The sequence below is a fragment of the Paenibacillus sp. GM2 genome, from assembly GCF_900069005.2.
Taxonomy (GTDB): domain Bacteria; phylum Bacillota; class Bacilli; order Paenibacillales; family Paenibacillaceae; genus Fontibacillus.
In genome coordinates this window covers 2,958,522-2,974,375 of the sequence record NZ_LN831279.1, presented here as the reverse complement: position 1 = coordinate 2,974,375, position 15,854 = coordinate 2,958,522, and the positions used below count along the sequence as shown (strand labels likewise).

Annotated in this window: 9 protein-coding genes; 7 read left to right on the top strand and 2 right to left on the bottom strand. The window is 50.5% G+C overall.

Annotated elements, in window-relative coordinates:
• The first annotated feature begins 168 nt into the window (after positions 1-168).
• On the top strand, positions 169-3,072 hold the full coding sequence (locus tag BN1360_RS23210; protein WP_068782204.1) for a glycoside hydrolase family 3 protein: 2,904 nt from the start codon (positions 169-171) through the stop codon (positions 3,070-3,072).
• A 72-nt stretch (positions 3,073-3,144) separates the two neighbouring features.
• Here BN1360_RS23210 and BN1360_RS23205 read toward each other — a convergent pair whose 3' ends face one another.
• Entirely contained in the window at positions 3,145-4,053 is a 909-nt protein-coding gene (locus BN1360_RS23205; protein WP_068782203.1) for an AraC family transcriptional regulator, read from the bottom strand.
• 136 nt (positions 4,054-4,189) lie between these two features.
• Here BN1360_RS23205 and yicI point away from each other — a divergent pair, with 136 nt between their 5' ends.
• The 6 genes from yicI (at position 4,190) to BN1360_RS23175 (ending at position 14,903) form a co-directional block, all read left to right on the top strand.
• Positions 4,190-6,508, top strand: a complete 2,319-nt coding sequence (gene yicI, locus BN1360_RS23200) for an alpha-xylosidase (protein ID WP_068782202.1) — start codon at positions 4,190-4,192, stop codon at positions 6,506-6,508.
• Positions 6,509-6,677: 169 nt separating this feature from the next.
• Entirely contained in the window at positions 6,678-8,444 is a 1,767-nt protein-coding gene (locus BN1360_RS23195) for a cache domain-containing sensor histidine kinase (RefSeq protein ID WP_068782544.1), read from the top strand.
• 133 nt (positions 8,445-8,577) lie between these two features.
• The gene (locus BN1360_RS23190) at positions 8,578-9,561 is read left to right on the top strand and encodes an ABC transporter permease (protein ID WP_068782201.1); all 984 of its coding nucleotides are present in this window, start codon (positions 8,578-8,580) and stop codon (positions 9,559-9,561) included.
• Between the two features lie 11 nt (positions 9,562-9,572).
• Positions 9,573-10,475 (top strand): carbohydrate ABC transporter permease, encoded by a 903-nt coding sequence (locus tag BN1360_RS23185; protein ID WP_068782200.1) that lies wholly within the window; start codon positions 9,573-9,575, stop codon positions 10,473-10,475.
• An 81-nt stretch (positions 10,476-10,556) separates the two neighbouring features.
• On the top strand, positions 10,557-12,302 hold the full coding sequence (locus BN1360_RS23180; RefSeq protein ID WP_068782199.1) for an ABC transporter substrate-binding protein: 1,746 nt from the start codon (positions 10,557-10,559) through the stop codon (positions 12,300-12,302).
• A gap of 123 nt (positions 12,303-12,425) precedes the next feature.
• Complete coding sequence (locus tag BN1360_RS23175; protein WP_229521084.1) at positions 12,426-14,903, top strand: glycoside hydrolase family 95 protein; 2,478 nt, start codon at positions 12,426-12,428, stop codon at positions 14,901-14,903.
• Positions 14,904-14,969: 66 nt separating this feature from the next.
• On the opposite strand, the gene BN1360_RS23170 is transcribed toward BN1360_RS23175, so the two are convergent.
• Positions 14,970-15,824, bottom strand: coding sequence for a helix-turn-helix domain-containing protein (locus BN1360_RS23170; RefSeq protein ID WP_068782198.1), 855 nt, complete (start codon positions 15,822-15,824; stop codon positions 14,970-14,972).
• Positions 15,825-15,854 lie beyond the last annotated feature (30 nt).

Sequence of the window (15,854 nt, the reverse complement as noted above, 5' to 3'; positions counted from 1 at the left end):
TTAGGAGCAGGGCAGTCTGAACGGACCGTCGGGCTCTTTTTTACAGAAATTTATAGATTTCTATATGAAAAAGCCTCTAATTATCCCTGTATGAAGCTCCATGAAAGCAAGGTAAGATGGCACTACAGTGAAACGCTTTCATAAAAATATAGAGACGAGGTTAGAGCTATGAATATGGACGGGCGTTATTCTTATCAGAACCCGGATTTGCCGCTGGAAGAGCGGTTGGACGATCTTCTATCCAGATTTACGCTGGAGGAGAAGGTGCAACTCATGTGTCAATATCAGGTAGAGATTCCGCGCCTCGGCGTAAAGAAATATAAGCATGGTACAGAGGGAGCGCATGGTGTGGCCTGGCTTGGCGAAGCGACGGTATTTCCGCAAAATATCGGGCTGGCCTGTACATGGAACCCTGAACTGCTGCGTCAGATCGGCTCGATCATCGGGGACGAGGCCCGCGTCTATTATCAGCGAGATCCGGCTATTAACGGCCTCACCATCTGGGCGCCTACCGTGGATATGGAGCGTGATCCGCGTTGGGGGCGGACCGAGGAAGCTTATGGAGAGGATCCGTATTTAACCGGTGTTCTCTCTACCCAGCTCGTGCGAGGGATGCAGGGAGAGCATCCCTTCTATTACAAGACAGTTGCTACGCTCAAGCATTTCTATGGCAACAACAATGAACTGGAGCGCGGCAGCGCCTCAGTCAGCATCGATCCGCGAAATAAGCGGGAATATTATCTCAAGCCTTTTGAGATGGCGTTCCGGGAGGGCAAGGCAGGTTCAATGATGACCGCCTATAACGGAGTTAACGGGAGACCGTGCAACTTCAATGATGAAGTCTACAAGATCGTGAAGGGCGAATGGGGGATGAATGGCTTTATCGTCGGCGATGCCGGAGATGTACTTGGAACAGTAATCGATCACCACTATGTGGATTCCTATGCCGCAGCCGTGGCCGGATCGGTCAGAGCGGGTGTCGATAGTATCACGGATGAGCAGGATATTTCCTACCAAGCGCTGCATGATGCTTTAAGCGGGGGATTGCTGCTTGAGGAGGATCTTGACCGGGCGCTTCGCAATACGTTCCGCGTCCGGTTTCGGCTTGGTGAATTTGATCCGGCTGAACGGAATCCCTATAGCATGATTCCGGAGTCGAAGCTATGCGCGCCGGAGCATTCGGCTTTATCTCTCAGGGCAGCACAAGAATCGATCGTTCTATTAAAAAATAATGGCCTGCTGCCGTTAGATCGCGATATGCGCTCCATCGCCGTGGTCGGACCTCTGGCGGACGAAGCATTTACCGACTGGTACAGCGGTACGCCGCCGTATCGGGTCACCCCGCTGCAAGGCATCAATAGGAAGCTGAACGGGGGCTCCGCACGGTTCCATTCCGGACTTGATCATGTCCGGCTTCGCTCGGCGGCGACAGGCCAATATGTAGTTGTTTGCGGCGAGCAAGCTCGGCTTGAAGCGGTCTGCCCAGATGCCGAGCAGGCCGAGGTGTTCGAGCGGAATGATTGGGGTTGGGGCAATGTAACCTTCAAGGCGCTTAGCTGCGGCAAGTTTGTGACTGAGACCGATAGCGAACTTTTGGCATCGGCGAATGAAGCCCGCGGCTGGTTTGTGAAGGAAGCCTTCGATGTTGAACCGTCGGTGGGAGACAGCGGTGGTGTTGTACGAATGAAGTCGTGGGAAGGTCGACCGATTATGGTGGATGAACAGGGATGTGTGATCACGGACTGGAGAGATCAGGATGGCCAAGCGAAATACAGGGATCAAGATAAGCAGGAGGATCGGGACGGACAGAAGGCGAAAAATCTTGTCTCCTCAGATTTCGCCATGGATGAATTTATCATCGAGGTCGTTGCAGATGGCATTGAGCAAGCGGCATATGCAGCCAGCCAGGTAGAGACTGCGATCGTTGTTGTCGGCAATAGTCCATTTATTAATGGAAAAGAAACGATCGACCGTCCGGATCTTGTCCTGCCCCCTGCTCAGCAATCTCTGATTCAGGCTGTTCACGCCGCGAATCCGAATACCGTGGTCATCATCGTCGGCAGCTATCCGTTCGCCGTGAACTGGGAGAAGGAGCATATACCAGCGATGATATACACATCCCATGCCGCTCAGGAGCTTGGGCAGGCGCTGGCCGATGTGCTGTATGGGGATTACAATCCAGCGGGTCGCTTGAATATGACCTGGTATAAATCAGTCTCGCAGCTGCCGGAGCTAATGGACTACGACATTATAAAAGGAAAACGTACCTATCAATATTTTGATGGGGAGGTGCTGTATCCATTTGGACACGGGTTGAGTTACACCCGTTTTGCCTATGAGGAGCTTTCCCTGGATCAGATGGCGATCCAGGCGGGCGATGCTGTGTCAGTATCTGTGAAAATTATAAATACAGGAGAAAGGGCCGGGGATGAAGTGGTTCAGCTCTATGTTCGAGCCAGTGATTCCCGTGTGGTTCGTCCGCTTAAGACACTCAAGGGCTTTCAGCGGATTCATCTGGAAGCCGGAGCCTCGCAAATCGTCCGCTTCGAATTGAAGGCGGAAGACCTGGCCTTCTGGGATGTCACCCGGGAACACTACTGCGTTGAGAGCGGCGAATATATGCTCGGAATCGGCCCTTCTTCGCAAGATATGAAGCTGTTTGCCCGGCTGAGCGTGGAAGGAGAAACCGTTCCGCCCCGTTCGCTTCGTGAACCGGTCAGAGCAGTTAATTATGATGATTATAACGGCGTCTATATCGATGAGTGCCGCGAGGGAGGAGAAAGCCTGGCTCTTCGGCAGGGAGCAGGCTGGATCGCATTTCATGATGTGGACTTAGGGACAGGGGCTTCCTGGTTGGAAGCGAGAGTGTCAGGAAATATCAAAGGCGGAGAGATCATTCTGACGCTGGATCGTCCTGACGGATCTGTCGCAGCCAGCGGGAAGGTGATGGCGACAGGCGGCCGTCAGGCATGGTCAACAGTGAGAGTTCCGATAGAATCATGCAGCGGCAGACATCCTGTTTATCTGACACTGAGGGGGGAGGTCCAGTTAAGCTGGCTCCGGCTAGTTTAACATAGGCCTCTCATTGAATAATGCTACAGCGCCGGGCCTTATTATAGAAGCCTTGGAGTAATGGGGGGATCGTTACTCTGGTCCCTCCATGGAGTCCTGCAGCTTATTGCGGAATTCGGAAGGGGAGCTGTTCATAGTCTTTCGGAATACCCGAATGAAATAGCTGATATTGTCATAGCCGACCTCCAACGCGATATCGGATATTTTCCGATCGGTACGTCTAAGCAGCTCGACCGCCTGACGAATCCGGTAGGAGTTGATGTAATCAACTGGCGTCTGTCTCGTCATCGATTTGAAGAAACGGCAAAACTGCCCTTCGCTCATCGGAATCAGCGCGGCCAGCTCAGCTAGTCGGATCGGCTGCCCGTGATGGTCCTGAATATATTGGATGACCGTTTTCAATCTTTCGATTTTGGAAGATTCGCTGCGATTGCTGCTCGTCCGGCTGCAAGCCAGGTTTCTGCTGTGCAATCCGGACAGCATTAGATAGAGATGGCCTTTGACAGCCCCTTCATACCCGGAAAGTCGATCTTCACAGCATTTCTTAATCGCTGTAATATGCTCAAGCAGCTCAAGCTCGTAATCCTCTTGCGGCTTAATCCATCTCGGCAGCGTCGCTCTTCGCTCCTGCAGGGGGATAATGATATTCTCCTGAACCGCGTCATATTGGGCACTAGCCAGTAGATTCGTATTAAAGACGAAAGAGAAGAAGCTGCAGCCTTCATCCCCGTAAGCATGAGCGGCATGGATGTCTCCAGCGTCGATATAGACCGCTTCCCCAGCTTGAACCAGAAAATAGTCAGTGTCAACCTGGAATAAGGTACAGCCCTGAGCACAATAGAAAATCTCGGCTTCATCATGCCAGTGACAGTCTATCACATGCTCGCCGGGCCCATAGCTGTACCAATAAGTGCCGAAGGGAAGCAGTTCACTGCCATGTGTTCTGACCTCTTTGAGAGAACGGCGTTGTGCTTGATCCATGATTCTTCACCTCATCAATATAGTGTTATATATGAAGCGGATTATATAAGTTTATTTCTATTGATATCAGTATAATGCAACTAGAACCTTATTTGAAGCATCTAACGATGCTGTGGACAGAAAGGCGGGCAAACTTATGAAATTTACAGATGGCAATTGGTTGATCCGCAAGGAGTATACGCTGGATTCAGCTGTACAGGCTCATGATTTTAGGGCGGAAGATGATAAATTGACGGCTTACGCTTCGACAACACCGATTCGCGGTCGCGGAGATATGATTAACTCGACGCTGCTAACTGTGCAGTTTCACTCTCCGCAGCCGGGAGTGATTGGTGTTAAGCTGGTTCATTTTGCCGGCACAGTAGACCATGGTCCTCGTTTTGAGCTGATGCAAGGCGGCCAGCATAGCATGATTACGGAGACGAACGAATACGCCGAATTGAAAAGCGGAAATTTGAGCGTTCGGATTAGCAAAGGGGCCGAATGGTCCGTTGATTTCTACCGGGGTACGCAGCGGATTACAGGCAGCCGCTCTAAATCGATGGCGCATATTACGGAGAACGGTGGACAGACCTATGTGCGTGAGGAGCTTGATTTATCGGTAGGTGAACTCGTGTATGGGCTGGGCGAACGGTTCACAGCTTTTGTGAAAAATGGTCAGGCCATTGATATTTGGAATAAGGACGGCGGTACTAGCTCAGAGCAGGCCTATAAGAACATTCCCTTCTACATTACGAATCAAGGATATGGCGTATTTGTTAATGACCCGGGTGCAGTCTCATTCGAAGTTGCCTCGGAGAAAGTAAAAAAGGTGCAGTTCAGCGTTCCCGGCGAATCGTTGGAATACTTCGTTATCGATGGGCCTGGCCCCAAGGGCGTGCTTAGCAAATATACGTCATTGACTGGACGCCCGGCGCTGCCTCCAGCCTGGACATTCGGGCTTTGGCTAACAACCTCCTTTACAACGAATTATGATGAGGCGACGGTCAATTCTTTCGTGGATGGTATGGCGGAGCGGGATTTGCCGCTGCATGTGTTCCATTTCGACTGCTTCTGGATGCGCGGCTTTCACTGGACGGATTTCAAATGGGATGAGGAAGTATTTCCCGATCCGGCCGGAATGCTCGGGCGCTTGAAAGAAAAGGGGCTGAAAATTTGCGTCTGGATCAATTCCTATATCGCCCAGCGCTCCCGCTTGTTTGAGGAAGGCAGAGAGCGAGGTTATCTGGTCAGGAAGGCAAACGGCGATGTATGGCAGTGGAACTTGTGGCAGCCGGGCATGGCGCTGGTTGATTTTACAAATCCGGATGCTTGTGAATGGTATAAGGACTGCTTGCGCGAGTTAATCGATATGGGTGTGGACAGCTTCAAGACCGACTTCGGCGAGCGGATTCCGACGGATGTGGTCTATTACGACGGCTCTGACCCTGTAAAAATGCACAATTATTATACTTATCTATACAATAAAGTGGTGTTTGAAGTGCTGGAAGAGAAGCTGGGCAAAAATGAGGCGGCATTATTCGCCCGTTCAGCGACGGCTGGAGGACAGCAGTTTCCAGTTCATTGGGGCGGCGACTGCTATGCCGACTACGAGTCGATGGCGGAGACGCTGCGCGGCGGCCTATCCTTGGGCTTATCGGGCTTCGGCTTCTGGAGCCATGACATTGGCGGCTTCGAGAACACGGCTCCAGCCCATGTGTTTAAGCGCTGGCTCGCCTTCGGGCTGCTGTCCAGCCACAGCCGACTGCACGGCAGCAGCTCTTACCGGGTGCCTTGGGCGTACGATGAGGAAGCGGTGAACGTAACAAGATATTTCACCCGGTTGAAATGCCGTCTGATGCCGTACCTGTACGATACAGCGATGCAAGCGACAGAACAGGGACTTCCCTCGATGCGCGCCATGCTGTTGGAGTTCCCGGATGATCCGGCAGCTGAAGTGCTGGACCGCCAATATATGCTGGGCGATTCTCTGCTGGTAGCTCCTGTGTTTAGCGAGAAGGGCGAGGTATCTTATTATTTGCCGGAAGGCAAATGGACCCATTTCCTGACAGGCCAGGCGGTGGAAGGCGGTAAATGGCGCAAGGAAACTTATGATTTCTTCAGCCTGCCGCTGTATGTGCGTCCCAACTCGATCCTGCCTGTTGGCGCTAACGATGCTCGCCCAGACTACGATTTTGCGGATGGTGTAGAGCTTGGGATTTATCAGCTGGAGGATCATGTCACGGTTACGAGGACTGTACGGAATAAAAGTGGCGAGACAGAGCTGTCAGTGCGTGTTGCACGTACAGGTGCTGCTGTGTCCTTGCAGGCTGAAGGAGCAGGCAAAGCCTTCAAAATATCTCTACATGGAATAGGTGAAGTAACGCAGGTCCAAGGGGGGCAATGGAACGGGCAAGGCATCATCGAAGTTCCTGTTTACTCCGGAGAGGTGGAAGTCTCTATACAACTTAAATAATGGACATCGCTCCTGGCAGTGCAGTAATCTTGAAGTATATATACAATATCGAATATTATGCTAGTGTAAGCCCTGATTAGTTCAGGCCCGAAATATCCCCTCTTCGAAGAAGACAGGGGATATTCGGTTTTTAAGGAGGCGATGATTTGTGTTAAGCAAGGCGATTCGTATGACCAATAATTTGAAGCTGAAGCATAAGCTGATTATTTCATACCTTGTCGTTGTCATGATTCCTGTATTGCTGGTGGGCGGTGGGGTCGTTAGTTATTTCAGGGCCCAGGCAATGGAACGGGCGATTGCCCAGACGACCAACAATGTTCAGAAGATCAAGACCCAGCTCAGCAATATAATGCGCATGCCAAATGATGTATCGAATACGCTGCTCATGGACAAATCGTTGGAGAAGGTCGCCTCGACCCATTACCCGAGCGTGCTTGAATTAACGAAGGCTTATCTTTCCTTTGACAGCTTCCACCGTTACATTAACATGTATCGCGAGATCGCCGAGATTCGCTTCTATTACCGAAATCCAACTTTGATTAATAATCTGGAGCTTGTTCCAGTTGATGCCAAGATTGAATCTACCAACTGGTACAGGGAGGCGATGGAGAGCCGAAGAGCCATCTGGCAATACATCGATGATGAGGAAGAAATTCCGATTCGCAAGCTCAGCCTGGTCCGGCAGGTAAACTTTCCGGAGACCCATACCAGCGGAGTGCTGATTGTCTCGTTGGATCAGGAGGAATTGAACCGGATGCTGCGCCAGGAGCCGTTCGAGACGCTGATTGCCGATGAGCGGGGATATATCGTCGCTGCCAAAAATCCGGCACTGGTCGGCTCAACCCTGAATGATCTGGATTATGGAGTAAATTTGAATGAACAGGGAAAAGGGGCCCACAAGCTAGATATTCATGGTGAATCCTCCTATATGATCGTAGATCAGCTCATGCCTGAAGCAGGGACAAGCATTCTTAAAATCGTCTCCATTTTCGACACGGCTTCCATTATGGAGGACGCTAACAAAGTCAGCTTTATCGGTCTGCTGATCATTTTTCTTGTGCTGATCATCGCCCTATTCTTCGTCTATATCGTCTCTTTCCTGACGACCAATCGTCTGCTCCAGCTAAGCCGTCAGTTCAACCGGCTGGCGCTGGGAAATATGAATGTCGTGTCCCGGATCGACGGCAATGATGAGATCGGGCAATTATCCCGTCAATTCAACTATATGGTCGACAGCATCCGGCAGTTGATGGACCAGATCGTAGAGAAGACGGAGCAGAACAATACGCTGGAGCTGGCACAGCGGGAGATTAAGCTGAAAATGATGGCCAGCCAGATCAATCCGCACTTCCTGTTCAACGCGCTTGAATCGATCCGTATGAACGCCCACATGAAGGGGGACAAGGAGATTGCCAATGTCGTCCGCCTGTTAGGAAAGCTGATGCGCAAAAATCTGGAGGTCGGCAGAGAGCAAACGCCATTGAAGGAAGAGATTGAAATGGTGCGCTCCTATTTGGAAATCCAGAAGTTCAGATACGAGGACCGACTCAGCTTCGAGGTCAAGGTGGACCCGGCGGCAAGCCACGTGATGATTCCTCCACTAGTGATTCAGCCGCTCGTTGAGAATGCGGTCGTTCACGGTGTTGAAGGCAAGATAGAAGGCGTGCATGTTCAGCTTACTGTTGAGCTGTGCGGTCCAGCTATGCGTGTAACCGTGCAGGATGACGGACTGGGGATGACCCCGGAGCGGCTGGCAGAGGTGATTCAATCGACGGTGAATCCCGAGGAGTCGGAGCAGAAGCGAATCGGCCTGCGCAATGTGCATCAGCGTCTGGTTCTATCTTTCGGTGAAGAGCATGGCCTGGTGATTGCCAGTGAGTATGGGCAAGGGACGCGGATTTCCTTCACGGTACCGATATTAAACGGTGCGGTATAAGCCATTTGTATGTAAGTAGCTCAGGTTATCTATTGGATGTCTAATTATTATATGGTTTTGTCTGAAATCTATCGGGTATTTCCTCTCTGGGTGGTATATTATCATTGGTTTATACAGAGGAGGGAATGGATAGATGGAAACGCTGTCAGCTAGAGCGGATACGGAAAAAGAGAAGGCAATCACCACTCCTGAGCCGCCCGGAAAACGGATGAAAAGGGTATGGCGGAGCATCGTTCAACAGAAATATTTATACCTGATGTCCATGCCGTTCATCATTTGGGTATTTGTGTTCAGCTATTTGCCCGTATGGGGGTGGACGATGGCTTTTCAGAATTATAAGCCGTCCAAATCTTTCTCCCAGCAGAAGTGGGTCGGGTTTAAAAATTTCGTAGAGCTATTCCATGACGACAGATTCTATTTGGTGTTAAGGAATACTTTGGCGATGAGCTTGATGGGCTTAGTAGCCGGCTTCATTATTCCGATTTTGTTCGCAGTACTGTTGAATGAGTTGCGCGGCAAATATTTCAAGCGTACTGTACAGACGGTTTCTTATTTGCCTCACTTCGTCTCCTGGGTCGTTGTAGCCGGAATCATTACGAAGATGCTGTCGATGGACGGCATCGTGAATGAACTGCTCATTCAGCTTCATGTAATAGATGGCCCGATTCAGTTTATGGCTGAGGGCAAATACTTCTGGGGAATTGTAACCGCTTCCGATGTGTGGAAGGAAACCGGCTGGAATGCGATCATTTATTTGGCGGCCATTACCGGCATCGACAGGGAGCTTTATGAAGCTGCGCGAGTGGATGGAGCAGGCCGGTTCCGGCAAATCTGGAATATCACCCTGCCGGGCATTCGCACGACGATTTCAGTGCTCCTGATTATGTCGATCGGCCACTTAATTGGCATCGGCTTCGAGAAGCAATTCCAGCTGAGCAACTCGCTTGTCACGGATTACTCTGAGGTGCTGGATTTATACGCTCTGAAATACGGCATTCAGATCAGCCGATTCTCCTACGGAACCGCGATCAGTATGTTTACTTCAGTGGTGAGCATCATTCTGTTGCTTACAGCTAACGGGATCATGAAGAAGACGACGAAAGAAAGCATCATGTAGGGGGGAGCAGAATGGCTGCGACAAAAGCATTTAATTCCACAAGATCAGATAGGACCTTTGACATTATTAACGTAGTTATTCTAAGTCTCGTGTTGATTATTACGTTGTATCCGTTTCTGAATGTGCTTGCTATTTCGCTAAATGATTCTACAGACACCGTTCGGGGCGGGATCTATATATGGCCACGGGATTTTACGCTAGAGAATTACCGTACGATATTTAGTTACTCCAGCTTGAAGCAAGGCTTCCTGATTACGATATTGAGGACATTATCAGGCACGCTGCTTGGGCTGATCAGCTCTTCAATGCTGGCTTACACGCTAAGCCGTCCTGACTTCAAAGCACGCAGATTCGTCTCGGTCTTCCTGGCCCTGACGATGTATTTCTCCGGCGGCATGGTTCCAACCTATATGCTGATGCGTCATCTGCATCTGATCGGGACGTTCTGGATTTATATCCTGCCGGGGATCGTTAGTGCATTTAATGTATTCATTATCCGATCTTTCATCGATGGTCTGCCTTATGCATTGCAGGAATCAGCGAAATTGGATGGGGCCAATGACTTTAAAATTTATTACAAGGTCATCCTCCCGTTATGTAAGCCGGTATTAGCCACGATCTCGCTGTTCTTGGCCGTAGGCCAATGGAACTCCTGGTTTGATACTTATCTGTACAACGGAAATAAGCCTCATCTGACGACGCTGCAATATGAGCTGATGAAGATTTTACAGAGCACTAATCAGGGGGCGAGCATGGTTAATGCTAATGATCTCGCCAATCAGATGGCCCAGGTATCGCCTGAATCGATCAAGATGGCGATTACGATTGTCGTTACCGTTCCGATTTTGGTCGTATATCCGTTTCTGCAGCGTTATTTTGTTGACGGTATGACATTAGGCGCGGTGAAGGCTTGATACTAAAATAGTGCAGCGGTATTTGCAGGCTACAGCCTGTTATACGATATAACTTCTATTTCTATGAGGGGGATTGCAGAAATGAGATGGAGAAGTCCTAAAATGTTCGCGGCGCTTCTGCTGGCGACTACGCTGCTGATTGGCGGCTGCGGTAATTCCGGAAGCAATAACCATAGCCAAGCGCCTGATAATACGGGCAATAATGGAGGAACGAATGCGGGGCAAAACACCGAAAATACCATGGACACCAGCCCGATGACCTTCACCTTCTTCGGTGCCGATGCGAGCCCGAACTGGAACAATATGCAGGACGATGTCGGCAAATTGATTACGGAGAAGACCGGGGTTACGATCAATGCCGAGTATGATGTTGGCAGTGGCGGCGGAGATCAGAAGGTTGCGATGATGGCGGCGAGCGGCGAGGTGCCGGATATTATTTTTGCCAAGGGCAGCTTGTCCAAATTGGTAGATGCGGGCCTCATTATCGATCTAACGGATTTAATTGATCAGTATGCGCCAAATATTAAGAAGATTTTCAGTGAAAATATGAACCGCTTGAAGTACAGCAATGAAGATCAAGCAATTTATGAGCTTCCTACGAATGTTGGTGTGGATCAGCAGTATTTCGATGCCGGCGGCGGATTTGAAATTCAGCAGCGTGTGCTTAAAGAACTTGGTTATCCGCAGGTCCGTACTGTGCAGGATTTCGAGAATGTACTGAAGCAGTATGTGGAGAAGCACCCAACGACAGACGGTCAGCCGACGATTCCGCTTACGTTGAATGCCGACGATTGGAGAATTATGATCAGCGTGACGAACCCGGCATTCCTGGCCACAGGCGCACCGGATGACGGCGAGTACTATGTTAACCCTGAAACCTATGAAGCAATGCTCCATTATAAACGTCCGGAGGAGAAGGAATATTTCCGCTGGTTGAACCATATGTACAACGAAGGATTGCTGGATAAGGATACGTTTGTCCAGAAGGATGACCAGTACAAAGCGAAAATCGCCAGCGGCCGCGTACTTGGTCTGATCGACCAGGAATGGGGTTATCAGGATGCGGAAAATGCGCTCAAGACGGCGGGCAAGGATGAATACACTTATGGGCACTTCCCGGTCACGCTGACAGAAGAGTATGAGGATCATTCTTTCCAATCCGCCGGAGTTGACGGCTACGGAATCGCAATCACCACGGCTTGCAAGGACCCGGTTCGGGCGATCCAATTCCTTGACTGGATGTCGTCTGACGAGGGACAGGTGCTTCGGAACTGGGGCATTGAAGGCAAGCATTATACGGTGGACGGGAATGGAATGCGTGTGATTCCGACGGAAATTCAAGAGCGCAAGACCAATGATTCGACGAATTTCACGAAGGAATCGGGCGTTGGCTTATACTTGACCTTTGGTGCACGTTATGGAGATGGTGTGAAGGATCCATCCGGCAATTACTATACCACCAGCTTCCCGGAACAGATCGTTGCAGGCTATACCGCTGCCGAGAAGGAAACGCTGGCCGCTTATCAAGCAACAACCTGGAAGGATCTCTTCCCGCAGGAGAGTGACTTCCCGGCCAAGGAATGGGGCGCCTTGTACAACATGCCGGTGCCTACAGATGGCGACTATCAAGTTATCTACCAGAAGACGCAGGATATTATTCGCAAGAAAATTCCGGAGGCTGTTCTGGCCAAGACAACGGACTTCGATAAGATTTACGATGGGTTCCTGGACGATTTAGATCAGGCGGGAGCAGAGAAGATGGAGGCCGAATATACAGAGCTTGTAAAAGCGCGGGTTGCACTCTTTACAGGTAAAGATATTCAATAGCAGTTCGTTCGGGTGGCCTATCAATGCGAGAAAGGACCTCAGATTCCACGTTTTTGTGGAGGATGAGGTCTTTTCTACAGGGATCTGTAATGGCATGAAGAATTAAATATGAATTAGCTGTTGATGAAAACAATGAGGGCGGTGACAGTATTGACGGTGAACAGTGACAGAGAGACTTCCTGGAAATTATGGTATAAGCAGCCGGCTTCCTGCTGGGAGGAGGCCTTGCCGGTCGGAAATGGCAGGATCGGTGGCATGGTTCATGGCGGGGGACAAAGTGAGCTGATCTGTTTGAATGAGGACACATTATGGTCCGGATATCCTCGTGATCCGCAAAATTATGAAGCACTTCGGCATTTGCAGCCGGTCAGGGAGCTTATATTTTCCGGGAAATATAAAGAAGCTGAAGCTTTGGTAGAGAAAGGCATGCTCGGCCCACGGTCAGAAGCCTATTTACCACTCGGAAATCTGCGGATCGATCAGCTTGGGCTTGAAGAAGTGACGGACTATGAGCGTGAATTGAATCTGAATACGGGAATCGCTTCCGTTCGCTTTCGAAGCGGGGGCATAACGATGACACGCGAGGTGTATGTCAGCGCCGTGGATCAGGTATTGGTTGTACATATAGACTGCGAAGACCACTCTCCGTTCACGGTTACCGTAGCGCTGGACTCCCCGCTGAAGCATGTTGCAGAAGCTGTGGAGAAAGCTGGATATCTAATGATGCGTGGCTCATGCCCAAGCCATATTGCAGACAATCATAGGGGAGATCATCCGCAGTCTGTTCTATATGAGGAAGGTCGTGGATTAAACTTCGCAGCACAGGTCAGTGTCAGGCATGAAGCAGGCAGGCTTATGGCTACAGATGATCATAAACTGCGAATAGAGGATGCACGGAGCATCACGCTTTTATTGGCAGCGGCTACTGATTTTCAAGGTTATGATGTAGTGCCCGGGCAGGGGCAAGGCGCAGATTCAATACCGGAGGAGTGTTGTAAATCAGTGATGCAATCGGCATTCATGCGCCGGGATGCTGAACTGCGCAGTAGGCATATCAAGGAGCATCGTGGATTGTTCCGCCGGGTGGAGCTGGAATTAGACAAGGGTCAGGAGTCAAAATTACGGGCCGAGGAGGCTTCAGATAAGCAGTCTGTTCCCGTAATGGATAAGGGGATGATGGCATTAGCCGCAGCAAAACCAACAGATGAACGGCTGATTGCGTACCAGGCGGGAGCATGTGACCCGGAGCTGGAGGCGTTATATTTTCATTATGGGCGATATTTATTGATAGCTTGCTCCAGGCCGGGCACGCAGCCGGCTAATTTGCAAGGGATCTGGAATCCACATATGCAGCCGCCCTGGAACAGCAATTATACGACAAATATTAATACGGAGATGAACTATTGGCCTGCGGAAGTATGCAATTTGAGCGAGTGTCATGAACCGTTGATCAATATGGTGCAAGAGATCAGCGAAGCCGGAGCCCGGACTGCAAGGATCCATTATGACTGCAATGGTTGGACGGCTCACCATAATGTAGATCTATGGCGAGTAACGACGCCCTCGGATGGAAGTGCAAGCTGGGCTTGCTGGCCGATGGGGGGAGTGTGGCTTAGCCGTCATTTGTGGGAGCACTATGCTTACACCTTGGACAAAGTCTATCTGGAGGACACGGCTTACCCTGTCCTAAAAGGAGCTGCCGAATTTTGTATCGATTGGCTCGTTCCGGGCCCGGACAGTTTACTGGTCACAGCTCCTTCGACTTCTCCCGAGAATATGTTTCTGACGGAGCGCGGGGAACCCTGCAGTGTTTCCTATGCGTCAACGATGGATCTGTTCTTGATTCGCGAGCTGTTTGGGCATTGCATCGAGGCTGCGCAGCTCCTTAAAGCGGATGAAGCATGGGTGGAGCTTCTTGAAGATACGCTGGAAAGAATGGCCAGTCCACGGATCGGGGCCGATGGGAGACTGATGGAGTGGATCGATTCATATGCTGAGAGTGAACTGGGACATCGACATGTCTCTCATCTGTATGGCCTGTATCCTGGTTCAGCAATAACTCCGGATGGTACCCCGGAATGGGCTGAAGCAGCACGGCGTTCGCTGGATTACCGAATTTCACATGGAGGCGGACATACCGGATGGAGCTGCGCCTGGTTGATCAACCTATACGCCAGGTTAAGGGATGGGAACGAAGCCTATCATTATGTCAGGACATTGCTTTCACGCTCTACCTATCCTAATTTATTCGATGCCCATCCCCCTTTTCAAATCGATGGCAACTTTGGGGGAACGGCTGGCATGGCCGAGATGCTGCTGCAGAGCCATCGGGGAAGAATAGATTTGCTGCCGGCGCTGCCCTCAGCTTGGTCTTCAGGGCATGTGACAGGCTTAAAGGCCAGGGGAAATTTCACGGTCGACATAGCTTGGGAGAATGGCAAACTAAGCACTGCCTCCATTCTTGCTGCTGAAGCGGGCTGGTGTAAAGTAAGCTATGCCGAGTTGTTGGATATTTCAAGCCAGGATGAAGAGGCCAAGCGAGATGGCGATCGGGTTTGGCTTGAAGCGGGCACGCGTTATTTGGTGAAGTGTGGGGGTTAATTGTAAATCCTACAGCTATACAGGATAGGAATCATAGGATTACCCTGCCTTTTTGCTTCGCCGGAGTTAGTGGAGCTTGCGAAAATGCTGTGGTGTCATGCCGGTGTGCTTGCGAAAGGTAGCGATAAAATGGCTGACATCACGGAAACCGGTATGATGAGCAACTTCTGCGACGGTTAACAGGGAATCCGCAGCCAGCTTTTCTTTGGCTTTATGAATCCTCATTTGCACTAAATAGGCGTAAGGCGAAAGATCGAAAGTATTTTGGAACAGCTGGCTTAAATACCGCCCTGACACATTCAGCACATGGGCCAGATCATTCAGCCCGATATCGGCGTTGCTGTAATTGTTCTCCATCCACCGGAGCAAAGGGGCTAGCTTCTCCATATTACGGGTTACGGACGAATTGCTGACCTGCCCGAATTTACTAAGCAGGCCGAGGAAGCGATAGGCATTTACGGATGCCTCCAGGCCGAATATGTCAGGGCCTTTCCCGATATTTTCGATCATTTCGCCCAGAAAATAGGCCAGCGGGGAATCCTGCTCCCAACGGAAAAAGTTTGATTCACGGATACCGAAGGCGGACAGTATCGCTCCGGCGGCTTCTCCGCCAAAAGTTAAATAGACGGTGGCCCATTTAGCCTCGCCCATTGATTCATAAGCATGCGGAATGCCGGGTGGAAGCAACACGCCGCTGCCGCGAGCCAGCGTAAAGCTGCCTTGGCCATATGAGAGTACGCCTTCCCCCGCCTCGGTTTGCAGCCAGTGATAGCAAGGGTAGCCTTCCGGACGATTGATTTTCTCTTGATTCGGATTGCATCCGATGCTCTCAACCTGAAGCGGAAGCTGCAAATTGCCAGATGGGGCGAAGACGAATCTTTGCCAGGCAGGTTCATCAGCAAGCCATGAAGATCTATTCATAAAGTTACCTCGCTTTTTCTATATGCATGT

Bases quoted from the DNA above. Each gene is read 5' to 3' on its own strand.
- BN1360_RS23210 (WP_068782204.1), top strand. From the start codon at position 169: ATGAATATGGACGGGCGTTATTCTTATCAGAACCCGGATTTGCCGCTG.
- BN1360_RS23205 (WP_068782203.1), bottom strand. From the start codon at position 4,053: ATGGATCAAGCACAACGCCGTTCTCTCAAAGAGGTCAGAACACATGGC.
- yicI (WP_068782202.1), top strand. From the start codon at position 4,190: ATGAAATTTACAGATGGCAATTGGTTGATCCGCAAGGAGTATACGCTG.
- BN1360_RS23195 (WP_068782544.1), top strand. From the start codon at position 6,678: ATGACCAATAATTTGAAGCTGAAGCATAAGCTGATTATTTCATACCTT.
- BN1360_RS23190 (WP_068782201.1), top strand. From the start codon at position 8,578: ATGGAAACGCTGTCAGCTAGAGCGGATACGGAAAAAGAGAAGGCAATC.
- BN1360_RS23185 (WP_068782200.1), top strand. From the start codon at position 9,573: ATGGCTGCGACAAAAGCATTTAATTCCACAAGATCAGATAGGACCTTT.
- BN1360_RS23180 (WP_068782199.1), top strand. From the start codon at position 10,557: ATGAGATGGAGAAGTCCTAAAATGTTCGCGGCGCTTCTGCTGGCGACT.
- BN1360_RS23175 (WP_229521084.1), top strand. From the start codon at position 12,426: ATGAAAACAATGAGGGCGGTGACAGTATTGACGGTGAACAGTGACAGA.
- BN1360_RS23170 (WP_068782198.1), bottom strand. From the start codon at position 15,824: ATGAATAGATCTTCATGGCTTGCTGATGAACCTGCCTGGCAAAGATTC.